Here is a 25259-nt window from a genome sequence, read left to right as displayed (position 1 = left end):
CGCTCCCCGTGAGAGGGGCATATTCCCATGCGATTTTCCCGGTTCTTCATCGACCGGCCGATCTTCGCGGGCGTCATCGCGGTGATCCTCACCGTGGTGGGCGCGCTTGCGTTCTTCGGCCTGCCGGTCAGCCAATATCCCGACATCGTCCCGCCGACGGTGACGGTGACCGCCCAATATCCCGGCGCTTCCGCCGAAACCGTCGCCGACACCGTGGCTGCTCCCATCGAGCAGGAAATCAACGGCGTGGACGACATGCTCTACATGTCCTCGCAGTCGACCGGCGACGGCAAGGTGACGATCACCGTCACCTTCAAGATCGGCACCGATCTCGATGCCGCGCAGGTTCTCGTGCAGAACCGCGTCGCCATTGCCGAACCGCGCCTCCCCGACGCGGTGCGCGCGATGGGCGTGGTGACGCGCAAGACCTCGCCTGAGTTCCTGATGGTCGTGAACCTGCAATCCCCGGATGGCACGTTCAGCCGCGACTACCTGTCGAACTATGCCCTGACGCAGGTCAAGGATCGCCTTTCCCGCCTGAACGGTGTGGGTGACGTGCAGCTGTTCGGCTCGCGCGACTACGGCATGCGCATCTGGATCGACCCCACCAAGGCCGCCGCCATGAACCTGACCGCTGGCGAGATCGTCGCCGCGCTCAAGGCCCAGAACGTGCAGGTCTCCTCGGGTGCGATCGGCGCACCGCCTTACGATCGCGGCAATGCCTATCAGGTCGGCGTCGAGATGCAGGGCCGCCTGACCACGCCCGAGCAGTTCGGCGACATCGTCGTGCGTACCGATGCCGAAGGCCGCCAGGTCCGCGTTCGCGACGTCGCGCGTGTCGAGCTGGGCGCGCAGGACTACACCACCAACACCTACCTCTCGGGCAAGCCCACGGTCGTAATCGCCGTGCTCCAGCGCCCGGGTTCGAACGCGCTAGACGCCGCCAAGGCCGTGCGCGCCGAGATGGACGACGTGGCCACGCACTTCCCCAAGGGCCTCGAATACTCCGTCATCTACAATCCCACCGAGTTCATCGGCCAGTCGATCGACGCGGTGTATCACACCCTGTTCGAGGCGGTGATTCTCGTCGTTCTCGTCATCCTCGTGTTCCTCCAGAACTGGCGCGCAGCGGTGATTCCGATCATCGCGATCCCGGTCTCGCTGGTCGGGACCGCGATCATGCTCGCGGCGGTCGGATACTCGCTGAACAACCTCTCGCTGTTCGGGCTGGTGCTCGCCATCGGCATCGTCGTCGACGACGCCATCGTCGTGGTCGAGAACGTGGAGCGCTACATCGAGGAAGGCATGTCTCCGCTGGAGGCAGCCCGCCGCTCTATGGACGAAGTGACCGGTGCGCTGATCGCCATCGTCCTCGTGCTCTGCGCGGTCTTCGTGCCGACGCTCTTCATCACCGGCATGTCGGGCCAGTTCTACAAGCAGTTCGCGGTGACCATCACCACGGCCACGGCGATCTCGCTGCTGCTCTCGCTCACGCTGTCCCCGGCGCTGGCGGCGATCCTGCTGAAGGAAAAGCATGGACTTCCCGCCGATGCCCCGCGCTGGAAGCGCGCGGTGCAAGGCGCCGCCGACCGGTTCAACCGCGGCTTCGACCGGATGAGCGACGGCTATGCCCGTCTCACGCTGACGCTGGTGAAGCGCCCGGTGAAGATGATGGCCGGTTATGCCGCGCTCATCGCCGCCACCGTGGGCATGTTCTGGGCGACGCCTGCGGGCTTCATCCCGAACCAGGACCAGGGCTACTTCCTGGCCGCCATCTTCCTGCCGCCCGGTTCCTCGCTGAACCGCACGGACGAAGTGACGCAGGAAGTCGCCAAGCGCATCCTGCCGGTCAAGGGCCTGCGCGGTGCGGTGATGTTCGCCGGTTTCCACGGTCCCTCGCAGACCGCCGCGCCGGACGCCGCCGCCATCTACTTCCCCTTCAAGAGCTTCGAGGAGCGGAAAGCTCTCGGCGTGACCTATGAGGGGATCATGGCCCAGGCCCAGGCCGCCATGCAGGGTTACGACAAGGCGCAGGTCCTGCTGATCCCGCCGCCGACCATCAACGGCATCGTCCCTCCGGGCGGCTACCGCATGGTCGTGGAGGACAAGGAAGGACGCGGTCTCGCGGAGCTTCAGAAGGCTGCCGGAGCGCTGATCGCCAAGGCCAACCAGGCCCCCGAACTGAGCCAGGTCTACACCCTGTTCACGATGAACACGCCGCGCGTCTATGCCGATGTCGATCGCCGCAAGGCAGACATGCTGGGCGTCTCCCCCGCCAAGGTCTTCGAGGCGATGCAGGTCTATCTCGGATCGTCCTACATCAACGACTTCAACCTGCTGGGACGCACCTATCGCGTCACCGCGCAGGCCGATGCCGAGCATCGCGGATCGACGGCGGACATCGCCAACCTCCAGACCCGCTCCGATTCGGGTGCGATGGTGCCGGTCGGCTCGGTCGCGACCTTCAAGGACGAGACCGGCCCCTACCGCGTGGTGCGCTACAACCTGCACCCGGCGGTGGAAATCGACGGCAGCTACGGCAAGGGCTACTCTTCGGGCCAGTCGCTGGCGACGATGGAGCAGATCGCGGGCGAAACCCTGCCCACCGGCTATGACACCGAGTGGACCGGCATCGCCTACCAGCAGGCCCATGCGGGCAATACCGCCGGAATCGTGTTCGGCATGGCGGTACTGTTCGTCTTCCTGGTGCTCGCCGCCCAGTACGAGAGCCTGACCCTGCCGCTGTCGATCATCCTGATCGTGCCAATGTGCCTCTTCGCGGCCATGCTCGGCGTGAACCTCAGGGGGATGGACAACAATATCCTCACCCAGATCGGCCTCGTTGTGCTGATCGCGCTGGCCGCCAAGAACGCGATCCTCGTTGTCGAGTTCGCCAAGCAGGCGGAAGAGGAACGGGGCTATTCGCCGGTGGAGGCAGCCGTCTATGCGGCCCGCACCCGCCTGCGCCCGATCCTGATGACGTCGCTGGCCTTCATCCTCGGCACGGTGCCGCTGGTGATCGCGAGCGGGGCAGGCGCCGAGCTTCGCCAGGCGCTGGGCACGGCGGTGTTCTTCGGCATGACCGGCGTTACCGGCTTCGGCCTGCTGTTCACGCCAACCTTCTACGTCGTCTGCCGCAAGCTGGCGGTCTCGTTGAGGCGCAAGCCCAAGGAGCCGCACGCCAGCCATGCGGTCGTCCCGGCGGAATGAAAGGACCGATGATGTCCATGAATATCAAAACCTTCGCTGTGGGACTTCTCACTGCGACCAGCCTCTCGGCCTGCGCCGTCGGACCCGACTATGTCGCGCCGACGCCGCCGGTCGCGGCGGGGGCGCCCTTCGTGGGCGTCCAGACCGCCGAAGTGACCAGCGCCGCGCCCGACGCTACCTGGTGGCGGCTTTACGAAGACCCGGTGCTCGATGGTCTCGTCGCCGATGCGCTCGCTGCCAATACCGATGTGCGGGTGGCGGTCGCGCGGATCGAGAAGGCCCGCGCCAGCCTGCGCGATTCGCGTTCGGACCGGCTCCCGCAGACCGACATAAGCGCCACCGGCACTTATGGCCGCGTTTCCGAGGCGCAGGTTCTTCCCGGCTTCGACCGCGAGGGGCGCCGCGTGGACGGCGAGTTCGCGGTCAGCTACGAACTCGACCTGTTCGGGCGCGTCTCGCGCGGGATCGAGGCTTCGCGCGCCGATCTCGCCGCCGCGCAGGAGGATGCCGACGCGGTGCGGGTGACGGTGGTGGCCGACACCGTGCGGGCCTATGTCGATGCCACCAGCGCCGCCGACCAGCTCGGTGTGGCCCAGCGGACCGTCGATCTGCTCGACCGTTCGGCGCGGATCACCAACGCCCGCTTCGAGCGGGGACTCAACCAGAAGCTCGACGTGATCCGGGTGACCCAGCTTCGCGAGCAGCAGGCGGCGGCTATCCCCAGCCTTCAGGCTGCGCGCGACGCGGCGCTGTTCCGTCTCGCTACCCTGACGGGCCGGACCCCGCAGGATCTGCCCGAGGCGGCGCGCACCCGCACGACCACGCCGGACGTCGGCAAGCCGATCCCGGTGGGGGACGGCGCCACTTTGCTGGCGCGCCGCCCCGACGTGAAGGCGGCCGAGCGGCGTCTGGCGGCCGCTACGGCCCGCGTGGGCGTGGCGACGGCGGACCTCTACCCGAAGATCACGCTGGGCGGCTCGGTGGGCACCACGGCGGTCGGCGTGACCGATGTGTTCGGCGGAGGGCCGCTGCGCTGGCTGCTCGGGCCGATGATCTCCTGGGCTTTCCCCAACCAGGAAGCGATCCGGGCCCGGATCGGCGGCGCCAAGGCCGATGCCAAGGCCGATCTCGCCAGCTTCGACGGCACGGTGCTGCGGGCGCTGGAAGAGACCGAGACCGCCCTTTCGGCTTATCGCAATGCCCTGTTGCGCAAGGAGCGGCTCGGCTCGGCGCGGGATGCGGCGGAGCGGGCCGCCAATGTCAGCCTCGCGCGCGAGAGCAGGGGGCAGATCGATGCTCTCGACGTACTCGATGCCCAGCGCACGCTGGCCCAGTCCGAGGCCGACTATGCGGCGGCGACCCGCGCGGTGGCCTTCGCGCAAGTGGACCTGTTCCGGGCGCTCGGTGGAAGCTGGCAGCAGACCTGACGGGCAGAAGATCCGACAGGGATGGCAGGCAAAAAGAAGGGGCGGCAAGGTGATCCTTGCCGCCCCTCTTTCCTGTCCGGCTAATCCGATCAGCGCGAGCCGAAAGCGTAGCGGACGTTGATGCCGAACTCACGCGGCGCCGTTACCGTCACGCCGGTGTAGGTGCTGGTGTAAGTTGCCGCGGTCGGCCCGGTGAAGACCGGCGCGCCATTCTGGATGCCACCGAAGCCCAACTGCTGATAGGCGGTGAACAGCGGATTGGTGCGGGTGAGGGTCTTGGTCGTCTCGAACACGTTCTTGGCGTAGAACCCGATTTCCCACGCGCCGTCCTGCGCACGCAGGCCAGCAAACAGATTGACCAGGGCGTAGTCGCTCACGTCGTCCCAGGCATTGCCCGGATCGCCCTGCGACTTGCCGGTGTACGTCATGAGACCGCGCACATAGGCATCGGTGTCGCCGAACGCCGGGAAAGAGTACTCACTCTGGAGGGTGGCCGAGAAGGGCGCCATGAACGAGGCGCGCTGGTTCACCTGGCATGCGGCGATATTATCGGCGCCGACGGCGGCCTGCAATTCCGCAAGGCTGGGTGCGTTGGTGGTTGCGTCAGGCACGCCATCGCCGTTGAGATCGTTGCACGGGATGGTGCCGTTCTTGATCTTGCCCAGCGAGTAGCTGGCCGAGGCATTGAGCTTCCATGTCGGCGTGATGTCGAACGAAACGTCGCCTTCCACACCGTTCACTTCGACTGGCACGGCGCCCACGAAGTTGAAGTTGTTGACCTGTTGCGCCAGACCGGTGACCGCGCCGCTGGCGTTCTGCAGGGCCACCGTGTTGACGTAGAACACGCCCGATCCCGGCACGCGGTAGGGGTAGTTCTTGAACTTCTGGTGGTAGCCGGTGAGATTGAAGCGCAGGCGCCCGTCCATCAGCGTGGACTTCAAGCCGATCTCATAGGATTCCGAAGTCTCGGCCGGCAATTGCAGGAACGAATTTTCCAGCGGCGAGGGCGTGATGTTGAAGTCACCCACCACGTTGATGCCGGGGCGCCACGAACTGCCGGTGGCGGCGTAGATCATCAGGTCCGGGGTAAAGTTGTGCTTGATGGATCCGCTGTAGATCCATTTCTTCGCCTTCTGGGCATTGTTGGCAATCGTTGCGCCGTTGACGATCAGCTGGCTCTCGTCCTGATAGTCGATGTGGCGGGCACCGCCCGAGATTTCGGTGGAATCGCCGATGTGTACGGTGAGGTTGCCGAAGATCGACTGCTCGTGGGTCTTGCCCTGGCTGGTGATCGGCGTTTGCACCACTTGCGCCAGACCGCCGCCGAGCGCGGCCGGCAGGGCTACCGCGGTGGGGTTGGTGAGATCGGTGTGCGGCTGGTTGCGGCTGTCGAAGAAGCCGACGACATAGTCGACCATGTCGAACAGGCGTTCTTCGTTCTGCAAGCGGATTTCATGCGACTTGGAGGTAGAGCGCGTGTTGGTCTGCTGCAGGATGTCGCCCGCAAAGCGATTGCCGCGATCGAAGTTCTCGGTCGAGAAGATCTTCTGCTTGTAGTACTGGCCCTGGTATATCAGGCGCTGGCCCCACTGGGCCGCTTCCGCGCGCCAGTTGTAGACGTCGAACGCCTGGTTGACGAGGCGCGGCTGCTCGTAGTTCGAGCGGCGGTCCTTCGATGAGATGTAGACCGGGCTGGCGGGCGCGTCCGGGTTCACTTCCGAGAACGAGGCGATCTGGTCGTAGCTGCGCTGTTCGCGGTCGAGGCGCTGGTACGTGCCTTCGAAGCGCAGCCAGTCTGTCGGGGTCACGAGCGCCGAAATACGGCCGCTCTTGGTGCGGGACCAGGGATCGCGGTTGGTATATATCGAGCGGACGCGGTCCACTTCGTTTTCGTCCCAGACGCCGGCGGCGCGAATCGCGGCGATGCCTTCGATCACCGGGATGTTCAGCGCGCCCTTGACGTTCTGGGTGCCGATGTCGTTGGCGGTCATGTCGATGAAGCCGCCCAGCGAATAGAGGTCGGGCTTCTTGGTGGTGACGGTGATGGAGCCCGAGGGCGAGGCGCGACCGCGCAGGGTGCCCTGGGGGCCGCGCTGCACTTCGATCTGGCCGATGTCGTACATCTGCTGGAGCACGACGCCGGCGGTGATCGGCGCGTCGTTCATGTAGAATTCGACGGTGGGATTGTTGCCGCTGGCGTTCACGTCGAAGTTGACGCCGCGCAGCTTGGCGTTGCCGCCGATGCCGTTCGCGTTGGTGTCGAGCTGGAGGCCCGGCGCCAGCGTCGAGACTTCCCGGAAGTCGCGAAGGTTGAGCTTGCCGATCTCGTCGGCGGTGACGGTATCGATCACGGCGGGAACGTCCTGCACGTCTTCATCGCGGCGGCGTGCCTGGACGATGATGACGTTGGCTTCGCTTGCGGATCCGGCGTCGGCCGCAGGTGCCGTTTGCGCCAGTGCCGGGGCGCCTAACCCGATGCCGCAGATGCCCGACAGGCCCGCCGAACACAGCATAAGCTGCTTGAACGCACGCATGAACTCTCCCTCCGATGTCTTTGCTATCTTGTCGGGATCAGGTGCTGTTTGAACGCCTGAGTTGTCAAATGAAATGCCTTCATTTCGTGCAAACTACGGCATGGCGTTATTTGAACACATGATCAACATCGCCGTAAGAAGCTGAGAACAGCCGATTCGCCGGGAGATCATCGCCGTCAGCCTTCCTGCCGGCGAGTCGCATAAAAAAAGGGGCGCCGTAGCGCCCCTTTCTCGTTTCGGACCGGAATGCCGGATCGGCATCCTCGGCAGCGACCCGCTCAGTTGCGGCTGGCCAGACCCTTGTTCAGCCAGAGCGCCACCAGCGTGGCGATCGCGCCCGAGAGCAGATAGCCGCCCGAGGCGATCAGGCCCCAGTTGCTCGACAGCAGCAGCGCCGCGAGCGGTGCGAAACCGGCGCCGAACAGCCAGGCAAGATCGCTCGTAAGCGCCGAGCCGGTGTAGCGGTGCTCGCTGGCGAAGCCCGAGGCGACGACGCCCGAGGACTGGCCGAAGGCGAGGCCGAGCAGGATGAAGCCCACGATCATGAAGGCGATCTCGCCTGCCGGGCCGGCATCGAGGAGCTGCGGGGCGAAGCCCGAGAACACGGCGATGGCGACGGCGCAGGTGCCGAGCAGGTTGCGGCGGCCGAACTTGTCGGCGATCCGGCCCGAGGCGATCACGGCGACCACGCCGAACGCGGCTGCCAGCGCTTCGATCAGCAGGAAGCCGATCGGCGAATCGGGGGTGAACAGGAAGACCCACGAAAGCGGGAACACGGTGACCATGTGGAACAGCGCGAAGCTGGCGAGCGGGGCGAAGGCACCCAGAACGATGGTCTTCCACTCGGTGCGAAGCGTCGCGCCGACGCTGACCGGCTGAAGGTCGCGGCTGGCGAAGAGGTTCTCGAACTCCTCGGTGACGACGATGCGCAGGCGCGCGAACAGCGCGACGACGTTGATCGCGAAGGCCACGAAGAACGGATAGCGCCAGCCCCAGTCGAGGAAGTCCTCGGCGGGCAGGGCGGCGATCATGAAGGCGAAGAGCGTGGAGGCCACGATCAGGCCGAACGGCGCGCCGAGCTGCGGAATCATCGCGTACCAGCCGCGCTTGTGCTCGGGCGCGTTGAGCGCCAGCAGCGAAGCGAGGCCGTCCCAGGTGCCGCCCAGCGCGAAGCCCTGGCCCAGGCGGAACAGGCAGAGCAGGATGATCGCATTGCTGCCGGCCGACTCATAGGAAGGCAGGAACGCGATTGCCGCGGTGGAGCCACCGAGCATGAACAGTGCGATCGTCAGCTTGGTACCGCGGCCATAGGCACGGTCGAGCGCCATGAAGGCCAGCGAGCCGACCGGGCGGGCAATGAAGGCCAGCGCGAAGACGGCGAAGGAGTAGATGGTGCCGGTCAGCGCGTCCACGAAGGGGAAGAACAGCTTCGGGAACACCAGCACCGAAGCGATGGCGTATACGAAGAAGTCGAAGAACTCCGAGGTTCGGCCGATGATCACGCCGATGGCGATCTCACCCGGCGAGGGCTGGTGATGCTCCTTGAACGTCGGCAGTCCCAGGGCTTCGCGGGGCTGGGGGGTGCTGGTCATTTCGATTCTGCGGCCTTCGTTTCGGGTCCGCGGGCGGCGGGCCCTGGAAAGCCTGCCGGACGCGGACGAATCAAGGCGGGCGCGCGAGACGCCCGGCTACATATAGGGGGGCGTATCGTCATTGCCGGCCTTCAAGGGGATTGGACAAAATGTCCTATGTTCGCACTCGCGGCATGGGCCTAGGCGCTCCACCCATGCGCCCACCCGAGTCCAGACCGAAGCCGCGGCAGTTGACCGCGCTCGCCAAAGTCCTTGCCGCCTTGTCCCTGACTGGCGCGCTTTCCGCTTGCAACACCGTCGTGCTCAACCCGGCCGGGGATGTCGCGCGTCAGCAGGGTGACCTTGTGGTCATCTCCACGCTGCTGATGCTGCTCATCATCGTTCCGGTCATGGCCGCGACGTGTCTTTTCGCGTGGCGTTACCGCGCGTCCAACAAGGAGGCCGTCTACCAGCCCGACTGGGATCACTCGACCCAGCTCGAACTGCTGATCTGGACCGCGCCGCTTCTCATCATCATCTGCCTCGGCGCCCTGACCTGGGTCACGACCCACCTTCTCGATCCCTACCGCACCCTTGGCCGCATCGACGCGACGACGCCGGTCGCCGCCAGTGCCAAGCCGCTGGAAGTCGAAGTCGTCGCGCTCGACTGGAAGTGGCTGTTCATCTATCCCGAGCAGGGCGTGGCCACCGTAAACGAGCTGGTCGTGCCGACCGGCCGTCCGCTTCACTTCAAGATCACCTCGTCTAGCGTGATGAACTCGTTCTACGTGCCCGCCATGGCCGGCCAGATCTACGCGATGCCGGGCATGGAAACCCGCCTGCACGCCGTGATCAACAAGCCGATCGAGACTGTCGGCTTCTCGGCCAACTACTCCGGCGCCGGCTTCTCCAACATGCGCTTCGCCACGCATGCCGTCACCGATGCGGACTTCGCCAAGTGGACGGCAGAGGTGAAGGGCAACAAGGACGGCGGCATTCTCGACCGCGCCGCCTATCTCCAGCTCGAAAAGCCGAGCGAGAAGGTTCCGGTCACCCGTTTCGCCACGGTCTCGCCCGATCTCTATGACGCGATCGTCGACATGTGCGTCGAGCCCGGCAAGATGTGCATGAGCGAAATGATGGCGCTCGACGCGCGCGGCGGCCTGGGCAAGGCCGGCATCCGCAACGTCGAGATGCTCGCCTACGACAAGCATGGCCGCGATGTCGTCGCCAAGGCCAATGCCAATCCGAACGCCGCCGTCCAGCGCGAGCTGGCCTGGGTTCGCGCGCTCTGCCGCCAGATGCCGGGCGCCGCGCCCGACAATACGGTGAAGGCGCCGGACAACCTGCGTTCGCTGACCGGCGCCGGCATGGCGGCACCGCAGTCGCTGCCGCTCTTCGGCAAGGGCGAGCAGGCGCTCGCGAAACCGAAGACCGAGCCGGTAGCCGTCAACGACGCCGCGCACTCCTCTCAGATTTCCCGGAACTGATAGAACAATGGAAGTTGTAGACCATTCTCACTGGAGCCCGTTATTGGGCCGCCTGTGGTGGGACGCCATGCCACAGGAACCGATCGTGCTCGCCACGTTCGTCGTCGTCGCCCTCGGCGGCGCGGCGCTTGTGGCCGGGCTGACCTATTTCAAGCTCTGGGGCTATCTCTGGAAGGAGTGGTTCACCAGCGTGGACCACAAGAAGATCGGGATCATGTACATGATCCTGGGCCTGATCATGTTCCTGCGCGGCTTCGCCGACGCGGTCATGATGCGTATCCAGCAGGCGATCGCCTTCAACGGCAACGAGGGCTACCTCAACGCCCACCACTACGATCAGATCTTCACCGCTCATGGCGTGATCATGATCTTCTTCGTGGCGATGCCCTTCGTCACCGGCCTGATGAACTACATCGTGCCGTTGCAGATCGGCGCGCGCGACGTCTCCTTCCCGTTCCTGAACAACTTCAGCTTCTGGATGACGACGGCGGGCGCGGTGCTGGTCATGGCCTCGCTGTTCATCGGTGAGTTCGCGCAGACCGGCTGGCTGGCCTATCCGCCGCTGTCGAACCTCGCGTACAGCCCCTGGGTCGGCGTCGATTACTACATCTGGGCCTTGCAGATCGCGGGTGTCGGTACATTGCTTTCGGGCGTCAACCTGATCGCGACCATCGTCAAGATGCGCGCGCCGGGCATGACCATGATGCGCATGCCGATCTTCACCTGGACCTCGCTCTGCACCAACATCCTGATCGTCGCGGCCTTCCCGGTGCTGACGGCAGTGATGACGATGCTCACGGTCGACCGCTACCTCGGCTTCAACTTCTTCACGAACGACTTCGGCGGCTCGCCGATGATGTACGTCAACCTGATCTGGATCTGGGGCCACCCGGAAGTCTACATCCTCATCCTGCCGCTGTTCGGCGTCTTCTCGGAAGTCACTTCGACCTTCAGCGGCAAGCGCCTGTTCGGCTACTCGTCGATGGTCTACGCGACGCTGGTCATCACCATCCTCTCGTACCTCGTCTGGCTGCACCACTTCTTCACCATGGGTTCGGGCGCGAGCGTCAACTCGTTCTTCGGCATCACCACCATGGTGATCTCGATCCCGACCGGCGCGAAGCTCTTCAACTGGCTGTTCACGATGTACCGTGGCCGCATCCGGTTCGAACTGCCGATGATGTGGACGATCGCCTTCATGCTGACGTTCACGATCGGCGGCATGACCGGCGTGCTGCTCGCGGTGCCGCCTGCCGACTTCGTGCTGCACAACTCGCTGTTCCTGATCGCCCACTTCCACAACGTCATCATCGGCGGCGTGCTGTTCGGCATCTTCGCGGCGATCAACTTCTGGTGGCCCAAGGCCTTCGGTTTCCGCCTCAATGAATTCTGGGGCAAGGTCAGCTTCTGGCTCTGGGTTCCGGGCTTCTGGTTCGCCTTCATGCCGCTCTACATCCTGGGCCTGATGGGCGTGACCCGCCGCATGCGCGTGTTCGACGATCCGTCGCTGCAGATCTTCTTCGTCATCGCCGGTTTCGGCGCGGCGATGATCGCGGGCGGCATCGGCGCCATGCTCATCCAGTTCGCGGTGTCGATCTGGAAGCGCGAGGAACTGAAGGACGAGACGGGCGATCCGTGGAACGGCCGTACCCTGGAATGGTCGACCTCGTCGCCGCCGCCGGAGTACAACTTCGCCTTCACCCCGATCGTCCACGACATCGACGCCTGGGACGACATGAAGCGCTGCGGCGTGGAACGTCCGACCTCCGGCTACCGTCCGATCCACATGCCCAAGGGCACGGGCACGGGCCTGATCCTGGCCGGCCTGTCGGTCGCCCTCGGTTTCGCGATGATCTGGTACATCTGGTGGCTTGCGGCGGTCTCGTTCGTCGGGATCCTCGGCTACGCCATCTTCCATACCTTCAACTACAAGCGCGACTACCACATCCCGGTCGAGACGGTCGAAGCGACCGAGGCCGAACGCACGCGCAAGCTTGCAGCGGCGGGAGCCTGATCGATGACTGCCACTGCTGAAATGAAGCTGAGCCAGCCTGAACTCCAGGCCGCGTTCTACGACCTGGACGAGCACGACCATCCCGAAGGCGGCAGCACCATGCTGGGCTTCTGGATGTACCTGATGAGCGACTGCCTCATCTTCGCGATGCTCTTCGCCGCCTATGGCGTGCTCGGCGGCAGCTTTGCCGCCGGCCCGGGGCCGAAGGATCTCTTCGACCTGCCGCTGGTCGCGCTGAACACGGCCATGCTGCTGTTCTCGTCGATCACCTACGGCTTCTCGATGCTGGCCATGGAGAAGAACAATAAGGGCGCCACGCAGCTCTGGCTGCTGGTCACCGCCGTGTTCGGCGGCGCGTTCCTCTTCATCGAACTCTATGAGTTCAGCCACCTGATCCACGAAGGCGCGACGCCGATGCGCTCGGGCTTCCTCACCGCGTTCTTCTCGCTGGTGGGCACCCACGGCCTCCACGTCACCTTCGGCCTGATCTGGCTGTTCACGCTGGTCGTCCAGATCGGCAAGAAGGGCCTGATCCCGGCCAACAAGCGCCGCCTGATGTGCCTTTCGCTGTTCTGGCACTTCCTCGACGTGATCTGGATCGGCGTCTTCACCTTCGTCTATCTCATGGGAATGCTGTGATGAGCGACCACGTTCACCCCAACCACCACCTCGACGACGATCACGGCAGCCACGGATCGCTTCGCGACTACGTGATCGGCTTCCTCCTCTCGGTCGTTCTCACCGCCATTCCGTTCTGGCTGGTGATGACCGGAGCGATTGCCGACAAGTCGACCACGGCCCTGGTGATCATGGCCTTCGCGGCAGTGCAGATCGTGGTTCACATGATCTACTTCCTGCACATGAACACGAAGTCCGAGAACGGCTGGACCGTCATGGCGCTGATCTTCACGATCGTCATTCTTGTGATCACGCTTTCCGGCTCGCTTTGGGTGATGTACCACCTGAACCACAACATGATGCCGATGACGAGCCACGAGATGGGCGAGCTGCCCTGATCGGGACTTGGGAAAAGAGACGAAACTGACCGACCCAATGCGGACAGAAACGGATCGAACGGAAGCGCGGCGGCCCTGGGGGCTCGCCGCGTTTCTGCTGGTGGCGCTTGTCGCCTTCCTGGCGCTGGGCCTCTGGCAGGTGCAGCGCATGCAGTGGAAGCATGCCCTGATCGCCCGCGTGGAGGCGCGGGTCCACGCGGCGCCCGTCGCGGTGCCGGACGATGCCCGGCTGACGGGAGAGGGCGCGCGCGACCTCGATTACCTGCGCGTGCGGATTACCGGGACGTACCTGGCCGAGGCGACGTCGCTGGTTCGCGCGGCGACCAAACTGGGTACCGGCTACTGGACGATGACGCCGATCAGGACGGCCGAAGGACGGCAGGTCTGGATCAATCGCGGCTTCGTGCCCGCCGGTACCAAGCGCGTACAGGCCGCCGCAACGAGCCCGGCGGGTCAGGTGGTCGTGACCGGGCTGCTGCGGCCGACGGAACCGGGCGGCAGCATTCTCCAGTCGAACCAGCCCGGCGCCGACCGCTGGTATTCGCGTGACGTGAAGGCGCTGGCCTTGGCGCGGGGCATCGGTCCGGTCGCCCCCGCCTTCGTCGATGCCCAGGTGGAGCAGTCGGCGCCGGTGCAGGGTCTTCGGCCCGTGCCCGGCCTCACCCAGATCCACTTTCCCGACAGCCACCTGAGCTATGCGCTGACCTGGTTCGCCATGGCGGCGATGTCGGCCATGGCGTTGATCTTCGTCTGGCGGCGGGGGCGATGGATCGCCTGATAGAGCTTTTCGCACCACACGGATTGCCGGGAGGCTCGGCGAGCCGGGCGAATGTGGTGCTGCTCACCCAGTTACGCTGGACGGCGGTATTCGGCCAGCTTGCGACGATCGTGATCGTATCGCAGGGGCTGGGCGTGAAGCTGGAGCTGGCGCCGCTGCTGCTGGCGCCGCTGTTGCTGATCGTCGTCAACCTTGCTTCCGCCAGCGTGGTGCTGAGGCGGCGCGATTTCAGTCAGGGCGAACTGTTCTCCGCGCTGATGGTGGACGTGATCGCCCTGTGCTGGCAACTCTACCACAGCGGCGGCGCGACCAATCCCTTCACGTTCCTGTTCCTGCTCCAGATCGTGATCGCGGCGGTGATCCTCGACCTTCGGTGGAGTTCGCTGGTCGCGATCAACGCCTGCCTCTGCATGCTGCTGCTGACCTATTTCTACGTGCCGCTGCAACTGCCGGCACGCTATGCGCAGCACCCGTTCGAACTCTATATCTATGGCAGCCTGTTCTGCTTCGTGCTGGCGGCGGTCCTGCTGATCGTCTTCGTCGCCCGGCTTGACTTCACCCGGCGCGAGAGCGACGCCAAGCTGGCGGCTATGCGCCAGCAGGCGGTCGAGGAAGACCACATCATCCGCATGGGCCTGCTCGCCTCGGGCGCGGCGCATGAACTGGGCACGCCGCTGTCGTCGATTTCGGTGATCTTGGGAGACTGGTCGCGGCAGCCGGGCATTGCCGATGATCCCGACCTTGCCGCCGACCTTGCCGACGTCCGCCGCGAACTGGCGCGCTGCAAGAACATCGTCAGCGGCATCCTGATGTCGGCGGGCGAAATTCGCGGCATCGACCCAGCCGTTACCACCTTGCGCGGGTTCCTGGGCGAGATCCTGGAGGAATGGCGTGCGCGCATGCCGGGCGAACTGCGCTTCATCGACCGCATCGTGGAAGACCGCTCCATCGTTGCCGATCCCGGCCTGAGGCAGGTGATCGGCAATGTGATCGACAATGCGGTGGAAGTCTCGCCCGGCCTGGTCGTCATCGAAGCACGGGTGGAGCAGGGCCGCCTGGTCCTGACCGTCAGCGATCGCGGGCCCGGCTTCGCGCCGGACATGCTGCCCCGCGTCGGCCAGCCTTATGCCTCGACCAAGGGTCGCGACGGCGGCGGGCTGGGGCTGTTTCTGGTGGTCAACGTGCTGCGCAAGCTCGGCGGCAAGGTTGCGGTGGACAACCTGGCGGAGGGCGGGGCGAGGGTGCAACTTGCGATTCCCCTTGCTACACTGGCGTTCGAGCCCAGAAAGGGCGAGGATACAGCCGGGGCCGCATGACAGAAACAGCTATCAACGAAGTGGAGGGCGCCAGCCTGCTGATCGTCGAGGACGATCCCACGTTCGCACGCACCCTGCGTCGATCGTTCGAGCGGCGTGGCTATCGCGTCAGCTCCGCCGCCAGCCCCGACGAGGTCGAGGCCCTGAGCGGGGACGAGGCCTTCGAATATGCGGTAATCGATCTCAAGCTCGGCGCCTCGTCGGGCTTGGCCGTGGTGCAGTCGCTCCACGCGCGTTCGCCGGAGACGCGGATCGTGGTGCTCACCGGCTACGCCTCGATCGCCACGGCCGTCGAGGCGATCAAGCTCGGCGCCTCGCACTATCTCGCCAAGCCTTCCAATACCGATGACATCGAGGCGGCGTTCACCAGCGGCGAGGGCGACGCCAGCGTGCCGGTCGACGGACGGCGTAGCTCGATCAAGACGCTGGAGTGGGAATATATCCACCGCACCCTCGTGGAGTGCGAGTTCAATATTTCCGAAGCCGCCCGCCGTCTGGGCCTTCACCGGCGCACGCTCGCGCGCAAGCTTGAGAAACGGCAGCTGTAGAGGGCTTCATTGGCCGTTCTGGAATCGTCATCCTGAACTTGTTTAGCTGCGCTGGCCTTCGGCTCAGGATCCATTGTGCCAAACAGACTGCCGTTGGTGTCGCGAAATGGATCCTGAAACAAGTTCAGGATGACGTTGTGTTCTAAGGGTTGGGATATTTGAGGATAGGTGAGGGGAACAGCTTCGACATGACGGACAATACTTCCCCTACATTGGCACGCCTTCCCGCGATCGATCCCCGCGCCTTGATGACGTTTCGCGTGGTCTGCGAAACAGGCTCGATCAGCGCGGCGGCGCGGGCGCTCAATCTGGCGCAGCCCTCGGTGTCGAACACGATCGCGCTGCTGGAGCGGCGGCTGGGCGTCACCCTGTTCGAAAGGCGGCGGGGCGGGATCGTGCTCACGCGCGAAGGCGAAGTGCTGCGCCGACCGGCCGAAGCGATGGCGCGCCTGCTCTCCGATGCAGTGAGCGACGTGGTTCACGCGCGCCACCATATTGCGGGGCCCCTGCGCATCGGCGGCACGCCCGGCGCCTTGCTGACGTTGCTGCCCGGCGCCATCATGCGGGTGGAGGAGGCCGTGGGCGACTTCGCCCTGAGCGCGGTGGAGCGGGCGGACGAGCAATTGCTCGACATGCTGCGCAAGGGCGAGATCGAACTGGCCTTCGTCACCACGCAAATCCAGAACGTGCCCGAGGACATGTCCGAAGTGACTTGCGCGCGCGATCCCTTCGCGCTCATCGTAGGCCCACGCCATGCCGACCTGGGCGAGCGCGTTTCCTTGCGCGACGTGGAGCACTATCCCTGGGTCTTGCCCGAAGCGCGCGGCGCTTTCCGCAGGCAAGTCGATGCCCTGTTCATTACCGCGGGCGTTTCGGTGCCGCGCACGACGATCCGCTGCGACTCGCTGCTCACCACCCGCGCCATCGTTCGCGAGACGGACCGGGTTACGGTGCTGCCGCGCACCGTTGCGCTCGACGGCGCTTCCGATGGATCGATCCGGGCTATCGCCATCGAGGAAGCCGTGTTCGAACGCAGCGTCGGCGTGCTGCGTCTGGCCGAGCGCCGGCTTTCGCCTCTGGCCGAAGCGATGTTGAACGCTCTTTCGGCGCCGGACGCACAGAACGCCTGAACCTTATACCACGATCAGTTTGACGCCGAGTTCCTCTAGGCGCTCGACCATGTCCTGTGGAATGCCGGCATCGGTAACGATCGTGTCCACTTCATCCAGCCCGCAGACGATGGCGCCGGAAGAGGAACGGAACTTCGAACTGTCCACCAGCAGCACCACTTCCTCGGCCCGGTCCATGAACCGGCGCTCGGCAGCGACGAGGATCACGTCCTGCTGCATCACGCCTTGCGGGCCGACCGCCGCCGCGCCCATGAACAGTTTGGGAGCGTGAAAGCGCGGCATGGAATCCTCACCCGCCGGGGCGAGGACGATGTTCTGTTCGCGGAAGACCGTGCCCGAGGGTAGCAGCACGCGGGTTCCCGCCTGCGGCAGCAAGGCGTGGACGATGTGCAGCGAGTTGGTGAGCACCTGCACGTCCAGCCCGTCGAGATAGGGGCACATCTGGAGAGTGGTGCTCCCACCGTCGATCATGATCCCCTCTCCGGGGCCGCAGAGCCTGGCGGCGGCGCGGCCGATCGCCTGCTTGGCGGGCAGGTTCTGCGTGATCGACTGTTCGAACGGCGTGCCGGCCAGACCCTGGGGCCTGTCGGGCTTTTCCTCTTCGGGCAGTTTGGCGCCGCCGTGGACGCGCTGGATGCGGCCGGATTCCTCCAGCCGCGTCAGGTCGCGCCGGATCGTGGCGGGCGAGGCGTCGAGCTGGGCTTCGAGAGCACGGTAGCTCACGAAGCCCGTGTCGGCGACGGCCTCGAGTATCAGGCGTTCGCGTTCCTCGGCGTGCATGCGATTTGTGCTTCCTTCTGAGGGGACAGGCCGGGATCGGCCTGCTCCGCTTCGAGCTGTTCGAGCGACTTGCCCTCGTTGCGGGGCGCCCAGAGTGCGCCGATGATCCCGCTGATGACAAGGAACCCGGTAAGAATCCAGGCCAGGTTCGTAAAGCCCGTGGCGTTGAGCATAGGCACGAAGAAGCTGAAAACGCCCAGCGAGATGCGCACGATCGCGAAGCAGACGCCCTGCGCGGTGGAGCGCAGCATCGTCGGGAACATCTCCGAACTCCAGAGCTGGAAGAAGCTCTGAGCCCCGAAGCCGCCGCCGAACTGGAGCAGGAAGACGTAGAGCAGCGCCACCGGGATCGTCAGCGGGAACACCGCCAGCAGCATCATGCCCGCCACCTGGATCACTGCCGAGATGATGAACAGCGTGCGCTGGTTCACCTTGTCGGACAGGCGCATGAACACGAAGGTGACGGAAATCATCGCCACGAAGAACGATACCGCCTGGATGGCGACGCTCTGCGCCTGGGTGGCCGCGCCCATGGTGCGCAGGATGTAGGGGAAGAAGAACCCGTTGGTGCCGGCCCAGAGGTTCCAGAACCCGTACATGCCCACGAGGCCAAGGATCGATGTCAGATACTTGCCCTTGAACAGGCTGGACACGGGCGGGCGCTTTACGTCCGATTTCTGGGCTTCTTCCCAGCGTTCGGATTCCTTCATCTTGGAGCGCAGCAGGGTGAGGCCCAGCGCGATAACCACCAGATGCGCGAAGACGATCCGTGCGCCCAGCACGCCCAGCGAGGTCAGCGCCAGGCTCATCAGCAGCACCACGACCGGGCCGAGGTACCACAGCGCCTGCGCCACGCCGGAATGCTTGCCGCGCTTGTCGTCCGGCGCCTGCTCGGCGATCAGCGACCAGCTTGCCGGAATGTCCGCGCCCACCGCGAGACCGACGATCAGGAAGCCGACGACGATCATCCACGGCGCCACCGCGAAGACCAGCATCGACATGCCGAGCGCGTAGATCAGCATGTCCCACTGGTAGATCTTTTTGCGGCCCAGCTTGTCGCAGAGCCAGCCGCCGATAAGCGCGCCAACGCCCGCGCCGATGGCGTTGGGGCCGAAGGCGGCGATCAGGCCGACGAAGTCGTTGGAGAGATGATAACTCTCTTGCCACAGCGCGAGCGCGGCGGAACCGGCGACGATCGAGCCGGCGTCGATATAATTGGCGAGGCCGGCGAGTATGGTGTTGCGCCAGTTTTCCTCTTGCCCTGCGGTTTGCGTCATTGTCAGGTCCCTCCCGCCAGGATCGTTCTGTCGATCTCTGCGATTTTCGTGGTGCCGGTGAGCGCCATGGCGACGCGCATCTCGGCCTCGATCAGCTTCAGCATCTTGGCGACGCCCGCTTCGCCTCCTGCGGCCAGTGCCCAGGCCCAGGCCCGGCCGAGCAGCACGCCCTTGGCGCCCAGCGCCAGCATCCGCACCACGTCGAGGCCGGAGCGGATGCCGCCGTCTGCCAGCACCGTCATGCGGTCTCCCACCGCGTCGGCGATCGGCGGCAGGGCGCGGGCGCTGGAGAGCACGCCGTCAAGCTGGCGGCCGCCGTGGTTGGAGACGACCAGCCCGTCCGCGCCGAGCGCGGCGGCTTCCTTGGCGTCCTCCGGGTCGAGAATGCCCTTGATGACCAGCGGCCCTTTCCATTCCGAGCGGATGAAATCGAGGTCGCGCCAGTTGATCGAAGGGTCGAAGTTATTGCGCATCCAGGCGAAGAAATCCTCGATGCCGGTCTTGCCCAGCAGCACGGGAGCGACGTTGCCCAGCGTATGCGGACGGCCGTGGATGCCCACGTCCCAGGCCCATGCGGGGCGCGCGGCGGCCTGGGCGAAACGCCAGGCCGCGCCCTTGAACCCGCCGGTCCCGGCAAGGCCGGTGTGATAGTCGCGATAGCGGCTGCCGGGCACGGGCATGTCGACCGTGAAGACCAGGGTGGAGCAGCCCGCTTCCACGGCCTTGGCCAGCAGATCCTTCATGAAGGCGCGGTCGCGGATCATATAGAGCTGGAACCAGAACGGCTTGGCCGCCGCCTTGGCCACTTCGCCGATGGTGCAGGCGCCGACGGTGGAGAGCGTGAAGGGAATGCCCGCCTTATCCGCCGCGCGCACCGCCTGGCACTCGCCGCGCCGGGCATTCAGGCCCGCCAGACCGATCGGGGCGAGCGCGACGGGCAGGGCCAGCTTCTGGCCGAACAGCTCGGTCGAGAGGTCCAGCTGCGAGACGTCGCGCAGCACCCGCTGGCGCAGGGCAAGATCGGCAAGGTCCGAGACGTTGCGGCGCAGCGTCGCCTCGGCATAGGAGCCGCCATCGATATATTCGAACAGGAAGCGCGGCAGCTTGCGGCGGGCAGCTTCGCGGAAGTCCGGGATCGATGCGGTGATCATGCGAAGGCCTTCGCCACGGAATCCCGCCACAGCGCGCGGTAACCCGCGAGGTCGCCCTCCAGCGGCTCGACCCGGCGCAACCCGCCCTGTGCTTGCAGCAGCGGGTTGATGAGACGCAGCGCCCCGAACGAGACGTCGTTATGGGCGTTGGCGACGTAGACTTCGGTATCCGGTCGCAGCGCGGCGAGTGCTCGAACGAACACTTCGGCTTCGGCGAAGCGGCCTTCGATCAGCAGGCGCTGCTTCGATCCGATCAGGTCCAGCGAGGTATCGGCCACCATCGCGGCATAGAGGCAGATCGCGGCGCGGCGGGCGTACCAGGTGCCCTGCCACTCGACCGGCGCATTGACCCAGCGCGCCTCGCCGTCCGGGAACGGTCCGAAACCGGGAGCAAGCGTCGGCATCATCATGGTGCGGCGGCGCAGCAGGCCGGGCACTTCTTCCATGAGCTTGGGCTGATCCGGCCTGATATCGACGCGGCGGGTATCGAGCTGGATTACCGATTCGATCTCTCGCCCGCCCATGAAGCGGGCAGACGGCACCGGCCAGCCATAGGCATCGACATTGACCAGCGTGTCGCGCGCTTCGGGCAGCGAGGCGATGGAGAATGTTTCGGCGGCAAGGCGCATGGCGATGAACCAGGTGCCGGTGGACAGGATCGTTGCCTCTTGCCGCGCGATTTCGGGAAAACCGCGTGCGGCGAGCAGGGCGGCGTTGGAATCGTGCAGCCCCGCAAGCACTTGCGCCGTGGCGGGAAGTCCTGTCTCGGCCGCAAGCTCGGGGCGCAGGGTGCCCACGGCATCGCTTGCCTTGACGACAGGCGCGAACCGTTCCGCCCATCCGAATCTCTCGGCCATCGGGGAAAAGCGCGCATCGGCCGGGCGCCAAAGGTCGGTATGGCAGCCCAGGCTGGTCACTTCGCTGGCCGCTTGGCCGGAGAGGAACCAGGCCCAATATTGCGCCCAGGGCACCAGCGTGGCCTCGGCCATTTTCTCGGGATGAAGGCGGCTCATCCAGTAGACCTGGGTGCCGAGGTTGAGGCCGTCGGGCAGGGCGGGGGAGCCGGTAACCGTGAAGGCGTCTCGCTCGCGGCGGTAGTCCGCCATCACGTCTTCGGGGATGGCTTGTTCGTAGTCGAGCGGGGGGAACAGCAGGCCATTTTCGTCCAGTGCCGCGAAACCGGCGCCGTGGGCCACCGGGACGATCGCTTCCACCGGATGGCCCGACCAGCCGCGCAGGGTGGCGCGCAGCCATTGGCCGATCCCCGCAACGTCGAGGCAGCGCAGGCCGTCCTGTTCGCAAGGGCTGTTGGGACGCACCTGTCGATCGACCATGCGCCCGTTTCGCGTCCACAGCGTCAACTTGCTGAGAGTCTTGCCGATATCGACGACGATGAATGTACCCGTACCCGTCATGGCTCTTTCAACCATCCTCAAATCCCAAGACGCTCTGACCAATTATGATTGACTTAAGCGATCGAACGTGATCGTTTTGTAGCGAAACAGATTGCTCATGCAAGCACGAATTGGTAGAGGATGACTATGGACACCATGACCGCTTCCCGCCCGGCCGCGATACCGTTTGCCGTTCCCACCAGCCGCTGGGACGATTCGCTGGCTGCGACGCTTTCTCCGGAAGCGTTGCTGCTCTACCGCTCCAACCTGCTCGGTTCCGACCTCACCGTCACCAACTTCGGCGGCGGCAATACCTCGGCCAAGCTGACGGAAGTGGACCCGCTGACCGGCGGCGAGGTGGAAGTGCTGTGGGTCAAGGGTTCGGGTGGCGACATCGGTTCGATGAAGCTCGACGGTTTCGCCACGCTCTACCAGGAAAAGCTGCTTGGCCTCGAAGCGCACTACGCCGGGCCGGAAGACGACGACAAGATGGTCGGCTACCTGCCGCACTGCACCTTCAACCTGAATGCCCGCGCCGCCTCGATCGATACCCCGCTGCACTCGCTGCTGCCCTTTGCGCATGTCGACCACGTCCACCCGGATGCGATCATCGCGCTCGCGGCCAGCTCGGGCGGCGAAGCGGCGACGCAGGCGATCTGGGGCGGCAAGATCGGTTGGCTCGGCTGGAAGCGCCCCGGTTATACGCTGGGCGTGCAGCTGCGCGACTACGTGGCGGCCAATCCCGGTGTCGAGGGCGTCATGCTGGCAGGCCACGGCATCATCTGCTGGGCCGATACGGCCAAGTCCTGCTACGAGCACACAGTCGAGCTGATCGCCGACGCCGCCAAGTACCTCAATGCGAAACTTGCCGAAAAGCCCGCTTTCGGCGGCGAAGTCCACTCCTCCTCCTCGGACCGAGCCGCCATTGCTGCCGACCTTATGCCGCGTCTGCGCAGCCAGATGACTGGGGCACGGCGTAAGGTCGGCCATTTTTCGGACGACGCCGAAGCGCTGGAATTCGTGAACTCTGCCGAGTTCGAGCGGCTGGCCGGACTCGGCACCTCGTGCCCCGATCACTTCCTGCGCACCAAGATCGCTCCCCTGACCCTCGATCCCGCGCGCCTCCAGGACGATGCCTATCTGGCGCAGAAGGTCTCGGACTATCGCGACATGTATGCCGCCTATTACGAGCGCTGCAAGCGTCCGAATTCACCTGCCATGCGCGACGCCAACCCGGTGGTCGTGCTGGTGCCCGGCCTGGGCCGCATCACCTTCGCCACCGACAAGACCACCGCGCGCCTTGCCGGGGAATTCTACGGCAACGCCATAAACGTGATGCGCGGGGCGGAGGCTATCGGCGACTACATCGCACTCGACGAGCAGGAAGCGTTCGACATCGAATACTGGCTGCTTGAGGAAGCCAAGCTCCAGCGCATGCCCGCGCCCAAGCCGCTGGTCGGCCGCGTGGCGCTCGTCACCGGCGGCGCAGGCGGCATCGGTGCAGCCACCGCCGCGCGCCTGATGGCGGACGGCGCCTGCGTGCTGCTCGCCGATCGCGATGCCGATGCCGTCGAAGAAGTACGCGCCGGTTTCGCGAAGCAGTTCGGCAAGGACGTGGTTCGCGCCGCCGTCTGCGACGTGACCGACGAAGCGCAAGTCTCAGAAGCCTTTGCCGTGGCCGCGCGTGAGTTCGGCGGGCTCGACATCCTCGTCGCCAATGCCGGTATCGCTTCCTCGGCCCCGATCGAGGAGACCACGATCGAACTGTGGAACCGCAACTACGACGTGTTGGCGCAGGGCTACTTCCTCACCAGCCGCGCCGCCTGGCCGCTGCTGAAGGGCATGAAGGAGCAGGGCGGTACTTCGGTGGTGTTCATCGGTTCGAAGAACGGCGTGGCGGCGGCCACCAATGCCTCGGCCTATGCTTCGGCCAAGGCGGCGGCGAACCATCTTGCGCGCTGCCTCGCGCTGGAAGGCGCCCCCCACGGCATTCGCGTCAACGTCGTCAACCCGGATGCGGTCATCAAGGGCAGCAAGATCTGGGACGGCGACTGGCGCAAGGAACGCGCGGGCGCCCATGGCATCGACACCGGCAAGGAACTGGAAGAGCACTACCGCCAGCGCTCGATGCTGAAGCGCGACGTGCTGCCATCGGACATTGCCGAAGCGGTCTATTTCCTCGCCGGGGACCAGTCGGCGAAATCGACCGGCAACATGATCAATGTCGATGCGGGTAACGCACAGGCGTTCACGCGCTAAGAGATATATGTCGGGGGAAGGCGCGAACCGGTGTGTTCCCCCGAACGGGCTAGAGGATAGAAGAATGAGCAGACTGCCGATTTCGGATGAACTGATCGCCGAAGCCAATGCCCGCGCGGCGGACGCGCTGGAGGACGAATACGCCTCGCTCGGCCGCAAGCTGGAGCGTTCGGGCATCGCCATCGACGCGATCAAGGACAAGGTCGCCGCCTTCTCGGTCGCCGTGCCTTCGTGGGGCGCGGGCCGGGGCGGCACCCGCTTCGCCAAGTTCCCCATCGCGGGTGAGCCGACCAACATTCACGAGAAGCTGGAAGACTGCGCCGTCATCAACCAGCTTTCGCGCCTCACCCCGCGCGTCTCGCCGCACTTCCCCTGGGACAAGGTGAGCGATTACAAGGCGCTGCGAGAGGAAGCCGCAAGCCTCGGCCTCGGCTTCGATGCGGTGAATTCCAACACGTTCCAGGACCAGAAGGACCAGGCGCATAGTTACGCCACCGGCTCGCTCTCCTCGACCATCGAGGCGACCCGCCAGCAGGCCGTGGAGCATAACATCGAGTGCATCGAGATCGGCCGGCAGCTCGGTTCCACCGACCTGACCGTCTGGGTGGGTGACGGCACCAACTTCCCCGGCCAGCAGGACCTGGGCCGCAGCCTCGACCGTTATCTGGATGCTGCCGCGCAAGTCTATGCCGCGCTGCCGGACGACTGGCGCATGCTGCTCGAACACAAGATGTTCGAACCGGCGTTCTACTCCACCGTCATCAGCGACTGGGGCTCCTCGATCCTCGCCGCGCAGGAATTGGGCCCCAAGGCCAAGTGCCTGGTCGATCTGGGCCACCATGCGCCGAACGTGAACATCGAACAGATCGTCGCCCGCCTCCACCGCTTCGGCAAGCTGGGCGGCTTCCACTTCAACGACAGCAAGTACGGCGACGACGATCTCGATTCGGGTTCGATCAATCCGCACCAGCTGTTCCTGGTGTTCAACGAACTGGTCGAGGCGGAACTCGCCCCGCGTGACGGCTTCAAGCCCAGCTATATGATCGACCAGTCGCACAACGTGACAGATCCGATCGAATCGATGCTGTCTTCGGCCGAAGCCATCGGCTCCTGCTACGCCAAGGCGCTGCTGGTGGACCGCGAGGCGCTGCATCTTTCGCAGGAAGCCAACGACACGATGATGGCCTTCCAGGCGCTGCGCCGGGCCTACAACGTCGATGTCACCCCGATCCTCGCCAAGGCCCGCGTGGAAGCAGGCGGCGCGGCGGACGTGCTGGGCGTCTATCGCGAGAGCCGCTGGCGCGACCGCAAGGCGCAGGAACGCAAGGCCGTGGGCCTCGGCGCCGGGATCGTCTGATTACATC

General features: G+C 65.3%; 18 protein-coding genes. 12 read left to right on the top strand and 6 right to left on the bottom strand.

Features of this window, described 5'->3' with window-relative positions:
* Nucleotides 1-27: 27 nt before the first annotated feature.
* Nucleotides 28-3210 (top strand): multidrug efflux RND transporter permease subunit, encoded by a 3183-nt coding sequence (locus tag RT424_RS00910; protein WP_313433804.1) that lies wholly within the window; start codon nt 28-30, stop codon nt 3208-3210.
* Between the two features lie 17 nt (nt 3211-3227).
* Nucleotides 3228-4637 carry a TolC family protein gene (locus RT424_RS00905; protein WP_313433803.1) on the top strand — a complete coding sequence of 470 codons (1410 nt, stop codon included), beginning with the start codon at nt 3228-3230 and terminating at the stop codon, nt 4635-4637.
* Between the two features lie 89 nt (nt 4638-4726).
* On the opposite strand, the gene RT424_RS00900 is transcribed toward RT424_RS00905, so the two are convergent.
* Together RT424_RS00900 and RT424_RS00895 are read right to left on the bottom strand one after the other, a co-directional pair.
* Nucleotides 4727-7171 (bottom strand): TonB-dependent receptor domain-containing protein, encoded by a 2445-nt coding sequence (locus RT424_RS00900; RefSeq protein WP_313433801.1) that lies wholly within the window; start codon nt 7169-7171, stop codon nt 4727-4729.
* A 278-nt stretch (nt 7172-7449) separates the two neighbouring features.
* Entirely contained in the window at nt 7450-8763 is a 1314-nt protein-coding gene (locus tag RT424_RS00895; protein ID WP_313433799.1) for an MFS transporter, read from the bottom strand.
* Nucleotides 8764-8957: 194 nt separating this feature from the next.
* On the opposite strand from RT424_RS00895, the gene cyoA reads away from it, so the two are divergent.
* The 8 genes from cyoA (at nt 8958) to RT424_RS00855 (ending at nt 17034) form a co-directional block, all read left to right on the top strand.
* Nucleotides 8958-10232 (top strand): ubiquinol oxidase subunit II, encoded by a 1275-nt coding sequence (cyoA, locus tag RT424_RS00890; protein ID WP_313433797.1) that lies wholly within the window; start codon nt 8958-8960, stop codon nt 10230-10232.
* Between the two features lie 7 nt (nt 10233-10239).
* On the top strand, nt 10240-12246 hold the full coding sequence (cyoB, locus tag RT424_RS00885; protein ID WP_313433796.1) for a cytochrome o ubiquinol oxidase subunit I: 2007 nt from the start codon (nt 10240-10242) through the stop codon (nt 12244-12246).
* Nucleotides 12247-12267: 21 nt separating this feature from the next.
* Nucleotides 12268-12885, top strand: a complete 618-nt coding sequence (gene cyoC / locus RT424_RS00880) for a cytochrome o ubiquinol oxidase subunit III (protein ID WP_404914568.1) — start codon at nt 12268-12270, stop codon at nt 12883-12885.
* Nucleotides 12885-13262 (top strand): cytochrome o ubiquinol oxidase subunit IV, encoded by a 378-nt coding sequence (gene cyoD, locus RT424_RS00875; RefSeq protein ID WP_313433794.1) that lies wholly within the window; start codon nt 12885-12887, stop codon nt 13260-13262. Before cyoC ends, cyoD begins: the two co-directional genes overlap by 1 nt.
* A 37-nt stretch (nt 13263-13299) precedes the next feature.
* The gene (locus RT424_RS00870; RefSeq protein WP_313433793.1) at nt 13300-14040 is read left to right on the top strand and encodes an SURF1 family protein; all 741 of its coding nucleotides are present in this window, start codon (nt 13300-13302) and stop codon (nt 14038-14040) included.
* A complete protein-coding gene (locus RT424_RS00865) occupies nt 14028-15356 on the top strand; it encodes an ATP-binding protein (protein WP_313433791.1) in 1329 nt (442 codons plus the stop codon). Before RT424_RS00870 ends, RT424_RS00865 begins: the two co-directional genes overlap by 13 nt.
* Nucleotides 15353-15904 carry a response regulator transcription factor gene (locus RT424_RS00860; protein WP_313433789.1) on the top strand — a complete coding sequence of 184 codons (552 nt, stop codon included), beginning with the start codon at nt 15353-15355 and terminating at the stop codon, nt 15902-15904. Before RT424_RS00865 ends, RT424_RS00860 begins: the two co-directional genes overlap by 4 nt.
* A gap of 188 nt (nt 15905-16092) precedes the next feature.
* On the top strand, nt 16093-17034 hold the full coding sequence (locus tag RT424_RS00855) for a LysR family transcriptional regulator (RefSeq protein WP_313433788.1): 942 nt from the start codon (nt 16093-16095) through the stop codon (nt 17032-17034).
* A gap of 3 nt (nt 17035-17037) precedes the next feature.
* Here the strand turns inward: RT424_RS00855 and RT424_RS00850 are convergent, their stop codons facing one another.
* Genes RT424_RS00850 through RT424_RS00835 form a run of 4 tightly spaced genes read right to left on the bottom strand, consistent with a single transcriptional unit; the run spans nt 17038 to nt 21657 of the window.
* Nucleotides 17038-17814 carry a DeoR/GlpR family DNA-binding transcription regulator gene (locus RT424_RS00850; RefSeq protein WP_313433786.1) on the bottom strand — a complete coding sequence of 259 codons (777 nt, stop codon included), beginning with the start codon at nt 17812-17814 and terminating at the stop codon, nt 17038-17040.
* Nucleotides 17787-19091, bottom strand: a complete 1305-nt coding sequence (locus RT424_RS00845; RefSeq protein WP_313433784.1) for an MFS transporter — start codon at nt 19089-19091, stop codon at nt 17787-17789. Before RT424_RS00845 ends, RT424_RS00850 begins: the two co-directional genes overlap by 28 nt.
* Before the next feature lie 2 nt (nt 19092-19093).
* A complete protein-coding gene (gene lldD, locus RT424_RS00840) occupies nt 19094-20242 on the bottom strand; it encodes an FMN-dependent L-lactate dehydrogenase LldD (protein ID WP_313433782.1) in 1149 nt (382 codons plus the stop codon).
* Complete coding sequence (locus RT424_RS00835; protein ID WP_313433780.1) at nt 20239-21657, bottom strand: FGGY family carbohydrate kinase; 1419 nt, start codon at nt 21655-21657, stop codon at nt 20239-20241. Before RT424_RS00835 ends, lldD begins: the two co-directional genes overlap by 4 nt.
* A gap of 126 nt (nt 21658-21783) precedes the next feature.
* On the opposite strand from RT424_RS00835, the gene RT424_RS00830 reads away from it, so the two are divergent.
* Together RT424_RS00830 and rhaI are read left to right on the top strand one after the other, a co-directional pair.
* A complete protein-coding gene (locus RT424_RS00830; protein WP_313433778.1) occupies nt 21784-23895 on the top strand; it encodes a bifunctional rhamnulose-1-phosphate aldolase/short-chain dehydrogenase in 2112 nt (703 codons plus the stop codon).
* A gap of 64 nt (nt 23896-23959) precedes the next feature.
* Entirely contained in the window at nt 23960-25252 is a 1293-nt protein-coding gene (gene rhaI / locus RT424_RS00825; protein ID WP_313433776.1) for an L-rhamnose catabolism isomerase, read from the top strand.
* The last annotated feature ends 7 nt before the right edge of the window (nt 25253-25259 follow it).

The organism is Novosphingobium sp., from assembly GCF_032093395.1.
Taxonomy (GTDB): domain Bacteria; phylum Pseudomonadota; class Alphaproteobacteria; order Sphingomonadales; family Sphingomonadaceae; genus Novosphingobium.
This window is presented reverse-complemented; position numbering and strand designations above follow the sequence as displayed.